This is a genomic window from Sphingobium sp. B11D3B, from assembly GCF_025961735.1.
Taxonomy (GTDB): domain Bacteria; phylum Pseudomonadota; class Alphaproteobacteria; order Sphingomonadales; family Sphingomonadaceae; genus Sphingobium.
The window spans coordinates 1,670,322-1,682,085 of sequence record NZ_JAOQOF010000001.1 but is presented as its reverse complement, the minus strand read 5'-3'; the positions used below and the strand labels follow the sequence as shown (position 1 = coordinate 1,682,085).

10 protein-coding genes are annotated in these 11,764 nt (G+C 65.1%); 4 read left to right on the top strand and 6 right to left on the bottom strand.

Features of this window, described 5'->3' with window-relative positions; translation table 11 throughout:
- Positions 1–328 precede the first annotated feature (328 nt).
- A complete protein-coding gene (locus M2333_RS07915; protein ID WP_264611399.1) occupies positions 329–1,327 on the top strand; it encodes an SdiA-regulated domain-containing protein in 999 nt (332 codons plus the stop codon).
- A 45-nt stretch (positions 1,328–1,372) separates the two neighbouring features.
- Here the strand turns inward: M2333_RS07915 and M2333_RS07910 are convergent, their stop codons facing one another.
- From M2333_RS07910 to M2333_RS07895, 4 genes are all read right to left on the bottom strand, one after another.
- On the bottom strand, positions 1,373–1,807 hold the full coding sequence (locus M2333_RS07910) for a pyridoxamine 5'-phosphate oxidase family protein (protein WP_264611398.1): 435 nt from the start codon (positions 1,805–1,807) through the stop codon (positions 1,373–1,375).
- A 94-nt stretch (positions 1,808–1,901) separates the two neighbouring features.
- On the bottom strand, positions 1,902–3,344 hold the full coding sequence (locus M2333_RS07905; RefSeq protein ID WP_264611397.1) for a family 43 glycosylhydrolase: 1,443 nt from the start codon (positions 3,342–3,344) through the stop codon (positions 1,902–1,904).
- Positions 3,345–3,399: 55 nt separating this feature from the next.
- Positions 3,400–4,113, bottom strand: a complete 714-nt coding sequence (locus M2333_RS07900) for an acetylxylan esterase (RefSeq protein WP_264611396.1) — start codon at positions 4,111–4,113, stop codon at positions 3,400–3,402.
- A gap of 61 nt (positions 4,114–4,174) precedes the next feature.
- Positions 4,175–5,125: an alpha/beta hydrolase gene (locus M2333_RS07895; RefSeq protein ID WP_264611395.1), complete on the bottom strand. Its 951-nt coding sequence runs from the start codon at positions 5,123–5,125 to the stop codon at positions 4,175–4,177.
- Positions 5,126–5,446: 321 nt separating this feature from the next.
- Here M2333_RS07895 and M2333_RS07890 point away from each other — a divergent pair, with 321 nt between their 5' ends.
- A complete protein-coding gene (locus M2333_RS07890; protein ID WP_264611394.1) occupies positions 5,447–7,912 on the top strand; it encodes a glycoside hydrolase family 9 protein in 2,466 nt (821 codons plus the stop codon).
- A 193-nt stretch (positions 7,913–8,105) separates the two neighbouring features.
- On the opposite strand, the gene M2333_RS07885 is transcribed toward M2333_RS07890, so the two are convergent.
- Positions 8,106–8,702, bottom strand: coding sequence for a 2-dehydro-3-deoxy-6-phosphogalactonate aldolase (locus tag M2333_RS07885; RefSeq protein ID WP_264612594.1), 597 nt, complete (start codon positions 8,700–8,702; stop codon positions 8,106–8,108).
- 46 nt (positions 8,703–8,748) lie between these two features.
- Positions 8,749–9,759, bottom strand: coding sequence for a sugar kinase (locus tag M2333_RS07880; protein WP_264611393.1), 1,011 nt, complete (start codon positions 9,757–9,759; stop codon positions 8,749–8,751).
- Positions 9,760–9,928: 169 nt separating this feature from the next.
- Between M2333_RS07880 and M2333_RS07875 the strand changes: the two genes are divergently transcribed.
- Both M2333_RS07875 and M2333_RS07870 read left to right on the top strand, forming a co-directional pair.
- Positions 9,929–11,002, top strand: a complete 1,074-nt coding sequence (locus M2333_RS07875; protein WP_413716522.1) for a fumarylacetoacetate hydrolase family protein — start codon at positions 9,929–9,931, stop codon at positions 11,000–11,002.
- Positions 10,999–11,763, top strand: a complete 765-nt coding sequence (locus M2333_RS07870) for an SDR family NAD(P)-dependent oxidoreductase (protein ID WP_264574820.1) — start codon at positions 10,999–11,001, stop codon at positions 11,761–11,763. Before M2333_RS07875 ends, M2333_RS07870 begins: the two co-directional genes overlap by 4 nt.
- The last annotated feature ends 1 nt before the right edge of the window (position 11,764 follow it).

Sequence of the window (11,764 nt, the reverse complement as noted above, 5' to 3'; positions counted from 1 at the left end):
CCGTCATTCAGGGTCGCGCTCGGGAACGACCGTTAAGTCCCACAGTCAGACCATCGGTTGCTTCAATCGATTCAGATGGGCATAACTTAACGCGGTACAGAAATTTCCCAATGATTTGAGTGCCCATCGCTTTCATGCCGGGCGCACCAAAATCTCACAATTTTGATTGCTGCTTGTGATGCAGCCTTTCGATCACCTTCGGGTGTCCCGATCTGGTGCGGTCTCTTCCGCCGCCAGCATCATGGTTAATGAAATGTAATCATCCTGTCATTCGCGCCTCCGATAGGCGGGCGACCTCCATGGGGGAGGGCATGATTCGGAGGTTGCCATGAAGATGATGTTTCTGCGCGCGGGCATTGTGATGTTCGCCTTTTCTGCTGCGTCTTCCCACGCGGCTGGCCTGCTCGACAACTATGTCGTCGGCTTCAGCAAAGCGATCGACACCAAGGAAGCCAGCGCCGTCGCTTATAATTGGGACACGCGCACGCTGATGGTCACCAATGACGAGGAAGAGGATGACGGTACGAACATCTGGGGCGAATATGATCTGAATGGCAACAAGACCGCCACCATCATCCTCTCCGGCTGCCTCTCGCTCGGCAGTTCGCAATGCGATGCCGAGGGCCTCGCTTATGTGGGCAACGGCCAATATGTCGTCGCCGAAGAGCGCTATCAGGATATCGCGCTGCTCAGCCAGACTGGCGTGGACGGCACAACCCGCACCTACACCGCCTATCCGGATGCGCCGACGATCAGCGTCGGCCCCGATGCCGGCAATAGCGGCCTGGAGGGCATTGCCTACAACAAGGTGACTGGCGACTTTTTCGGCGTGAAGGAACGCAGCCCGGAGACGATCTGGAAGATCTCCGGCGCCAATTTCGGTACGGAGACGGCGACGGTCACCGAGCTGTTCGATATTGCGGCGCTGCCGGGCCTCGATCGGCTGTCTGACATCGCGGTGCTCTCCAATGGCATCTTCTCCGCGACGCCGTTCGGCGACAATCTGCTGATCCTCAGCGGCCGCTCATTCAACCTGCTCGAGGTGACGCAGGCCGGCCAGATCTTGAGCAGCTATGATCTCTCCGGCTTCAAGTCGCTGGTCGACCCGGCCAATCAGGGCGGCAAGTTCGAGGGCCTGACCCTCGACGATGCCGGCAACATCTACCTTGTGAGCGACGATGGTGACGGGCCGAACCAGTCCTACCTCTTGAAGCTCAGCTATGCCGGATCGGTGCCGGAGCCGGCGACTTGGGCGATGATGCTGGGTGGCTTCGCGCTGATCGGCAGCACCATGCGGCGGCGCAAGGTGGCGCTCGCTTTCAGCTGACGGCGTAGGAACGGGCGTCGCGGGCAACCGCGGCGCCTATTCGGATCAGAGGGGGACTTCCCCCTCGTCGCTGCCGTTCCAATAATGGATGCGACGGGCGCGGACCTGGATCATCACCAGATCCGGCGTGTCGATGCCCTGCTCGAACCAGCGTTCGAGATCCTTGTTCCAATGCTTGGCGAAGCGCGCCTTGTCGCGGATGAGTTCCGCGCGACCCTCGACGGCGATGAACAGCGGCGGTCCGCCCAGCAGGCCGACCGCGCCGGTGAAGGTGAGGCCGACCTCGGGGTCGCGCTCGATATCCGCGATGGTGCGCGCCGCCTCATAGGTGAAGAAGAAGCTGTCGCCGCGCCAGGCGACCTCACCATTATTGCTCATCGGCCGGCTGGCCAGCGCGCCGCCCTCCGTGCGCGTGGAGAGCATCCCGAAATCGATCTTGCCCATCTTCTCGGATAGGTCATCGAGCGTCATGTCAGCCATTAAGGGCCTCCTGGAGAAGCCGGACGAGAGCGTCCGGTCTCCTCCAACGGATCATGATGGCTTAAGGTTGCGTCGGGTCGCCTGACGCCGATCTTCAGGGCTTCTTGAACGTCCAGCGGCCGGCCGGGCTCTCGGGATCAAACTTGACCAGCGCCGGCGTGGTACCGCCGATGGCAACGAGGGCGCGTGCTTCGCCCGTGCCGGGCGTGGCCCTCGGCATGATCCGGTAAGTGCCGTCGGTGAGCTGGTCGATGCGCCAGAGCTGCTCGGGCGAGCCGGTGAAGGCCGGCACCGCTTCCACCTCGCCCGCGGCCGTCGCCGCCAGCGCCCGTTGCGTGCCTGCGATGACGATCTTGTAATAAGGCGCGCCCATCACGCCGCCGGCGCCCGGCACGGGGGCGACCGTCCAAAGCTGCTGGGGGCGGACCATATAGTCGCCCAGATCGACGGGCACGGCTCCGGCCGGCCAGCCGGGTTCGACCTGCCCCAAGGTCTGGTCGGGTACGTTGACAGGCGGTGTGCCGGGCGGGGCGAAGAAGCTGCGGCGGGCGTCGAAATCGACCCGCACGAAATCGGCGGCAAGCTGGAGGGCATAGCCGCTACGCTCGGCCTCGATCTCATAGGTGCCCTCGGCGATATTGTCGCCCGCGACGGGCCAGCCATCCTTCCACAGCAGGGGGCGGATGCCGAGCACGCTGCGGCCCCGGTTCATATCGATCTCATAGTGCATCGAGAACTTCTCGACCCCTTCGCCCAGGTCGATCAGCCCGAAGTGACCGGGGCCGATGTCCCGTCCGCGCGCGTTGACGACCATCTTGCCGCCCCCCTTGAGCAGCGGAATGCCCATATGATCCACATAAGGCCCGAGCGGATCGCGCGAGCGGCCGACGCGGATGTGGTAGGTGGAATTGGGGCCGTCACAGCAGGTCCCGTGCGTGCCAAGAAGATAATACCAGCCATCGCGGTGGAGCAGGGCGGTCGCTTCCATGTCGATGGCGATATCCACCGCCTTATTGCCGGCCTTGCGCGCGCCGGTGGCGGGGTCCAGCTCGATCATCTGGATTGCGCCGAAATAGGTGCCATAGCTCAGCCACAGCCGGCCATCGACATAGAGGAAAGCGGGATCGATGGCGTCGAGATTTTCCTTGCCGTCGCTGGAGGCGACCGTGCCCACCTCATGATAGCCAAAATCGGGGGAGGCGGGATCGAACGACTTGGTCCACATGATCTTCACGTCGCTGGCATGGCCGCCGGACATGCCGCCGCCACCGACGGCGTAGGAGACATAATAGCGATCGCCGATCTTGATGACATCGGGCGCCACGCCGCCGCCCGGCCGGTTGCCGCCGCTGCGCCACGTCCAGCCATCTTCGGACACGAGGCCGCCCTGACCGGTGCCGAAGGTGTAATATTTGCCGTCCGAGTAGGCGATGGTGGACGGATCGTGGATATAGGGCTCGCCTGCAAGCTGCGCGCTGGCGGGACTCTGGAGCAGGAGAGCAAGGGCGAGGCCAGTGGCTGCGACGGTGCGGTTCATGCGATCACCTCGGTTGGGCGAAGAGGGAGAGGGGAGGAACTGGGGTGCGGCTCGGTCAGAGCGTGGTCACCGCAAGATCGGTGACGCCGCGTCCGGCATCATCGATGAAGCGGACGCAATAGTCGCTCAGGCCCGGCCCGTTGATGACCGCGCCGCGAATGATGTTGCGCCCCTTTTTCAAAGTGATGCGGCGCGAGACCACATCGTCCATCACCATGCGGCGATCGTTGAACAGGACAGCGGTCTCGACTCCGTTCACCCACCACATGGAGGCGGAGTTGGAGCCGACGGCCATGCGCACCTCCATGTCGCGCGGGCTGTCCACGACCGTCGCGACGTGGAAGATGACGCCATATTTGGTTTTGCCGAGTGACTGGGCAAAGTTGAACAGCTTCACATCAAAGACAGTAGAATCCAGCGCGTGCCAGGCGAGCTTCTGGCCCTCCACGGTCACAGTCTCGCCCGCCCGCGGCAGACCGGCGGTCTGGGTGGGGAAAGGATAGGCGGTCAGCGTCTTGCGCACATAGCTGCCCGTAAACACCGTGTTGGTGCGGTTGGGCTTGGTGATCGGCTCAAGGATCAGCCAGCGGCGGATGAACCCGTCCCCATCCGGCTTGGCCGGGGCGCGTGCGGCAGGCGTGAAATAAGGCGCGAGTGTGCCGGCGGCCTCCGGGGCGTTGGCCATGCCGGGCGCGCCTGGCAGGGTGCCGAGCAGGACAAGCGGGGCGAGGCAGAAACGCACATGAGATAGGGCCTTGGACGCGATCATGGTCATTCCTTCAAGGGTGGGCTGCGGCGTGCGCAGCCCGGGAAGAGACCTGCGGGGCAGGTCAGGACGGTTTCAGCAGCCCGTGCATGTCCAGCCACGCTACAAAGGCATCCAGCCAGCCGGTGCTGGTCGTGCCTTCCTTGCCGAGGCCGAAACCGTGGCCGCCGCGCTCGTAGAGGTGGAATTCAACCGGTTTTCCGGCCTCCTGCCAGGCATCGAGCAGGCCGAAGCCCTTTTTGGCGAACAGGGGATCATCCGAGGCGATGACGCCGAACAGCGGCGGCGCGTTGGCGGGTACGGTCACCCGCTCCATCGAGCCGTAGATGGGCGCGATGAACGCCAGGTCGAGATCGGGACGGGCGAGGGTGGTGACCATTGTCGTCATGGCCCCGGCCGAAAAGCCCATCATGCCGACGCGCTTGGGGTCGATCCCCCACTCGGCGGAACGGGCGCGCACCAATGTGATCGCGGCGACGGCATCGGCGATCTGCTCCGGCAGGCCGGCCACGGCCTCGTCCGGGCTGGAGCGCGTCTCCGCCCGGCCTACATTGGCGAAGGCAGCGCGCAACTGGCGGTCGAAATCGGCAAGCGCGGGCGGTGTGGGCCGCAGGCGATATTTGAGCACGAAAGCCGTGATGCCCCGGTCTGCCAGCGCGCGGGCAACCCGCCAGCCTTCATTTTCCATGGAAAGCAGCAGGAAGGCCCCGCCCGGCGCGACGATGACCGCCGTGCCATTGGCCTTGCCGGGTGCTGGCAGCACAGGGGTGAGCGTGGCGGTGGAGACATTGCGCGCCATCGGCACGCCATATTGGCGGAACCAGCTTTCGGGCGCCGTGGCGCCCTTGACCGGGCCGGTGCCGAGCGGGATAGCGCCGGGTTCGGCCGGCGCGGGAATGGCGGTTACGGTCGCATCCTGCGCGGCGGCAGGAGACAGGGCGGCAGGAAACAGGACGGCCAGGGCCAGTGCAGACAGCACGGCGTGAACGGACGCATGACGAATCGAGATGCTCAAGACTTTCCTCCCCGGTTCAGCGGCGGTCGATAGGCCGACCGCCTGCCTGCTCCTCGATACGACATTGCGGCGAACCTGCGAGTCCCCCGATGCGATGGCAGCAGGATAATCGTTGATTTCTTCAAACGTCAACTTGTCAGACAAAAATAGCCCACAGTTTCAATCTCTGAGCGCCGCCGCGCAGTCCGTAAGTCAGCGTTATCGCACAATTTTGTTGCCAATCTGAAAATTGCACAGCTATGTTAGCGTTAACAAAATCAGGAGGGATGGATGCGGCGCGCGGCTTTGTTTGGATCTTTTGTCGTAGTTTTTATGGCTTCGATGATGCCCGCTGCGCATGGCGAGGAACCGGCCCTGCGACTTGGTGATTCCGGCTATTTCGAGGCGCCTGCCGCCAATGTGCTGGTGTTCAGCAACTGGTATGACGGGCTGTTCGCCGACTCGAAGATCAGCGGGGTGGAGATCATCCAGCAGGATCGGCGGATCGCGACCAATGGCGATGTCCGCCTCTCCGCCACGCCGGGCCAGTGGGATGCCATCGGGCGGATGATCGAACGCAAGGTTGATGCGCGGACCGGCACCATCGAGGCCGTTCTGGAATATCCCGAGCATGATTTCCGCTACATCATCCGCGCCGTTCCGCGCGGCGCCGACCTTCTCCTGACCGTCGAATTGCCGCGCGCCTTGCCGGCGGCGCTGGTGGGCAAGGCGGGGCTGAATTTGGAGTTCCTGCCCTCGGCTTACTACCACAATGCCTTCATGGTGGATGGCAAGGCCGGCGCCTTCCCACGTTATCCGGCCAGCGCGATGGTGCGGACGCCGGAGCGTAATCCTGCGAGCGGACGCAGCGATGGCCCCGGTGCCGAACCGCTCCCTCTGACTCAGGGCAGTGACATCGTCCTCGCGCCGTCCGATGCCGCGCGCCGGGTCCGCTTGCGCTCGCAAACGCCGATTGCGCTCTATGACGGGCGCAATCAGGCGCAGAATGGCTGGTTCGTCCTGCGGTCGCTGCTGCCGGCGGGCAAGACGGGCGTGGTGGTGGAGTGGACTCTCTCGCCGACCAGCGCGCCCGGCTGGCTGCGGCCGCCGTCAATCGGCCATTCGCAACTTGGCTACACGCCGAGGCAGGCGAAGGTCGCGACGATCGAGATCGATCGCGCCGACACCCGTCGGGCCCAAGCGACCCTTCTGCGCGTCGAGCCTTCGGGGCAGGAGGTGCCCGTTCTCAGCGGCGCGCCGGCCGAAGCGGGGGATTATCTGCGCTATCGCTACCTGCGTTTCGACTTCAGCACCGTGCGCGCGCCGGGGCTCTATCGGCTGGCCTATGGCGGCAGTAGGACCGCGCCGTTCCGCATCGCGCAGGATCTGTTTGCCGATGCCTGGCATCCGACACTGGACGTCTACTTCCCGGTGGCGATGGACCATGTGACCGTCAACGAGGCCTATCGGATCTGGCACGGCGAATCCCACAAGGACGATGCCCGGCAGGCGCCGCTCAATCATGAGCATATCGACCTGTATGCGCAGGGACCGACCACCGATACGCGGTTCAAGCCCGGCGAGCATATTCCCGGCCTCAACATCGGCGGATGGTACGATGCCGGCGACTATGACATCCGCACGCAGACCCAATATGCCGTGATCCGCTCCATGGTGCGCAGTTGGGAAAGCTTCGGGCTGGATCGCGACACGATGAGCGTGGATGATGCCACACGGCGCGTGGAAATCCATGTGCCCGATGGTCAGCCCGACCTGCTCCAGCAGATCCGCCACGGCACGCTCCAGCTCGTCGCGCAATTCGATGCGGTGGGCCATGCGATCCACGGCATCGTGGAGCCGGATGTGGGGCAGTACACGCATCTTGGCGACGCCGTGACCAAGACCGACGGCAAGATTTATGATCCGGCGCTCAAGCCTTATGAGGTCAAGGGGGATTACAGCGGCACGCCCGATGATCGCTGGGCATTCACCAGCCGGTCATCGGCGCTCAATTACGGTTCGATTGCGGCGCTGGCTGCGGCTAGTCGCGCCCTCAAGACGCTGGACCCGGCGCTCTCCGCCAAGGCATTGGCCATTGCGACGCGGGTGTGGGCCGAGGAGCAGAGCCATCCGCCTTATGTCTTCCAGCATGGCAATACGACCGGCGGGCCGCTCGAAGCCGAGCAGTTTGCGGCCGCCGTGCAATTGCTCAAGACCACGCGGGACAAGCGCTATGCGGCACAGATCGAGGCACTGTGGCCGTCCGTCTCAAAATTCTTCGGCTTTCAGGCCGCGCTGGCGACGGAAGCCCTGCCGTTCATGCCGCCTTCCTATCGCACGGCGATGGAGCCGCTCGTGCGGCAATGGGCCGCGCAGAGCGACAAGATCGCCGCCGCCAATCCCTATGGCGTGCCGATCTCGGAAGGCGGCTGGGCGGGGAACGAAGGGGTGATCGACTATGGCCTCGCCGCTTATGCGCTGCACAAGGCTTTTCCAGCGATCGTGAAGCCCGATGCGGTGTTCCGCAGTATCGACTATCTGCTCGGCAACCATCCCGGTTCCGACATCTCCTTCGTCTCGGCGGTTGGCGCGCGATCCAAGGAGGTGGCCTATGGCACCAACCGCGCGGACTTCAGCTTCATCGCCGGCGGTGTGGTGCCGGGTGCGCTGATTATCAAACCGGATTTTCCGGAGAACCATGAGGACTGGCCGTTCTTCTGGGGGCAGAATGAATATGTGATCTCGGCCGGCGCGGGATTTATCGAACTGGCGAACGCTGCGCATGAGCTGGCGAACGCGGAGCGGTAAGCAGGGGTGAGACTAACCACCCCTCCAACCGTCACCCCGGGCTTGACCCGGGGTCCAGCTAACCTGTTCCGGCGCATTTCGTCTGGCAAGATCCTGGCGAGAAGTCGGTCCGGAAGGAAGCTGGACCCCGGGTCAAGCCCGGGGTGACGGCGGGGGTGGGGCAGGGTTTTGCCGAACACGCCACCTCAGGCGCTCAGTTCTCAAGGGCGCGCCACGCCGTGACCATGGCATCGGCCCACTGGCGGACCTGCGCCGTATCCAGGCCTGGCTGATAGATCGATGATCCAATGCCGAACCCGGCAGCACCGGCGCTGCGCCATGCGGCCATATTGTCCGGCCCGATGCCGCCCACCACCAGCACAGGAATGTCGGCGGGCAGCACCGCCTTCATCGCCTTGAGCACCGCCGGGCTGTGCATCTCCGCGGGGAAGAGCTTGAGCGCATCGGCGCCAGAATCGATAGCGGCGAAGGCCTCGCTCGGGGTTGCGATGCCGGGCATGGAAAGCAGGCCGAGCGCCTTGGTGCGGCGGATCACCGGCGGGTTCATGTTGGGCGAGACGATGACGCGCCCGCCCGCCTGCGCGACCTGATCCACCGCGTCCACGCTCAGCACGGTACCGGCCCCGATGAGCGCGCCGCCGGGCAGGCGGGCGAGGGCGGCGATGCTCTCCAGCGGGCGGGGCGAATTGAGCGGCACCTCGATGCAGCGCAGGCCCGCCTCGATGAGCGCAGCCCCGATCGCGGGCGCCTCCTCGGGGGTGAGGCCGCGCAGGATCGCCACAAGCGGCATGTCGGCGATCTGATCGAACCACTGTGTCACAGGGATGCTCGCTTTCTCAACGACGGACGTCGCCGGTTTGGCCGGGGCGGAATGCGGCGAGTTCCTCCGCGCTGATCGGGCTGAAATCGCCATGAACGAAATGATTGAGCACAGACAGCGCCAGACCGCGCTCGGCTGCGGTGGCGATGCCGGCATCGATATGCGCGATCACACCGGCGGCGAATGCGTCACCGGTGCCGATTCGGTCGACGATCCCAGCAACTTCAATAACTTGCGTCTCGAAGCTGTCATCCGGTGTATCGAGGCGGGCGCAAAGGTGATGGAGCCCGGCATGCGTGACCACGCGATGGGTGGAGGCGATGTGGCGCAGATTGGGGAAGCGCGCGAAGGCTGCCTCGGCTGCGGCGCGGCGTCCGTCCGCGTCCTGCGCATCGAAGGACTGGCCGAGCAGCATCGCAATGTCCCGCGCGCTGCCGAAGAACAGATCGGCCATCTCGACATGGCGGGCGAGGATCGGCGCGGGATTGTCGCACCAGCTTTCCCAGAGCGTCGCGCGGAAATTCCCGTCGAAGGAGATCGGAATGCCGGCGGCCTTCGCCGCTTCCATCGCCGCGAGGGACAATTTGGGAGCGTCAGGCGAGAGGGCGGGGATGATGCCGGAAAGATGCAGCATGGCCACGCCCTCCAGCGCCGCGGCCCAGTCATAACGTTCGGCCGGGGTGATCGCGAAGCTGCTGCCGGCGCGATCATAGCTGATCGCAGGCGCGCGCAGGCCGCTGCCGGGCATGAGATAGAACAGCCCCATCCGCCCGGGCTGGCGCTGCACATGGCGCACGTCCACGCCGGGCCGGCGCAGGGCGTCCAGCGCCGCATCCCCGACCGCGCCCGGCGGGAGCGCGGTGAGCAACGCGCTCGGCACGCCCAGCCGCGTCAGCGCCACCGCGACATTGGCTTCCGCGCCAACGAATCGCGCATCCAGCCGCTCGCTCTGGAACAGGCTTTCGCCGGGTACGGCGGAGAGGCGGAGCAGCAGTTCGCCGAAACAGAGGATGGGGCCGGGTGTCATCGTCTCTCTTGTCAACGCGTTAGAGGCGCAGGAGTAGCCCCTCTTGACAAACAAGCGCAATAGCTCTTGATAGCGCTAACACACAGGGGCGCCCGCGGGGGGCGAGGGAGAGGAAGTGATACATCCAGAAGAGTCCGGCCCGATGCTGCCCGTCGATTGGGAAGAGGGTATGTTTCTGGGGCGAGCCGATTTTGGCGATGGCCCAAGCCCCGTGCTCGTCCGGCAGGGTGAGCTGCTCGATATGGCGCACGTCTGGCCGACCGTCTCGGCCCTTGTAGAAAGCGGCGATTTTTCAGGCGCTGGCGGCTCGTCGCTGGGCCGTTTCGATCCTGCATCCACGCGCTTGCTCAGCCCCGTCGATTTGCAATGCATCAAGGCTTGCGGCGTCACCTTCGCTTTGTCCGCCATCGAGCGGGTGATCGAGGAGCGGGCGCGGGGCGACTGGAGCCGGGCCGCCTCGATCCGCGAGCGGCTTGAGTCGCGCATTGGCGGACAAATCCGCTCCGTCCAGCCCGGTACGCCGGAAGCCGCCTCTCTCAAGGAGGCGCTGATCGAGGACGGGCTGTGGTCGCAATATCTGGAGGTCGCCATCGGCCCGGATGCGGAGGTGTTCACCAAGTCGCCGGTGCTCTCCACCGTGGGGCCGGGCGCCGCGATCGGCATTCGCTCGGATTCTGCGTGGAACAACCCCGAGCCGGAGATCGTGCTGCTGGCGGACAGCCTCGGCGCCGTCGTCGGCGCGACGCTCGGCAATGACGTCAATCTGCGCGATTTCGAGGGCCGCTCGGCGCTGCTGCTCGGTAAGGCCAAGGACAATAACGCCTCCTGTTCCATCGGCCCGCTGGTGCGATTGTTCGATGACAGCTTCAGCATCGATGATGTGCGCCGTGCCGAAGTGCGGCTGACCATCGCCGGAGAGGATGGGTTCGTGCTCGAAGGCGTGAGCAACATGGCGGAGATCAGCCGCGATCCGCTCGATCTGGTGCGCCAGACGCTGAGCGAGCATCAATATCCCGATGGCTTTGCGCTGTTCCTCGGCACGCTGTTCGCGCCCGTGCAGGACCGCGACGAGCCGGGGCGTGGCTTCACCCACAAGGTGGGCGATGTCGTGACCATCGCCTCCGACAAGCTCGGGCGCCTGGTCAACCGGGTCGTCACCTCGCGCGATGCACCACCCTGGCAGCTGGGTATTGGCGCCTTCTACGCAAATCTGCAGCGGCGCGGTCTTCTGGAATCGGCATGAACAAGTCTGAGCAAACACAATACGCCGTCTATCCCAGCCTGGCGGGCAAGAACGTGCTGGTCACCGGTGGGGCGACCGGGATCGGGGCGGCCATTGTCGCGGCGTTTGCGGGGCAGGGCGCGCATGTCGCCTTCCTCGATTTCAACGACATTGCCGGCGCCGATCTGGCGCGGGATCTCGCCGGCGCGCGCTTTCGCCATTGCGACCTGCGCAATGTCGCTGAGCTGGAGCGGACCGTCCGAGCGCTGGAGAGCGAGATGGGCGGGTTCGACGTGCTGGTCAACAATGCCGCCAATGACGACCGCCACCGCTATGACGAGGTGACCGCCGATTATTGGGACGAGCGCATGGCGACCAACCTGCGCCACCAGTTCTTCGCCGCGCAAGCCGTGGTTCCGGCGATGCGCGCGCGGGGCGGCGGTGCCGTCATCAATCTGGGCTCGGTGAGCTGGCATCTCGGCATGTCTGAACTGGTTCTTTACCAGACGGCGAAGGCCGGCGTGGAAGGCATGACTCGGGCGCTGGCCCGCGATCTGGGCGGCGACAATATCCGCGTGACCGCCATCGTGCCGGGCAATGTCGATACCCCCCGCCAGAAGCAGTGGTACACGCCGGAAGGTGAGGCGGAGATCCTGCAGGCCCAGTGCCTCCCGCGCCGCATCCAGCCGCGCGATGTCGCCGCGCTGGCGCTGTTCCTCGCCTCCGATGACGGCGCGCTGTGCAGCGGGCACGAATATTTCGTCGACGCAGGCTGGCGCTGAG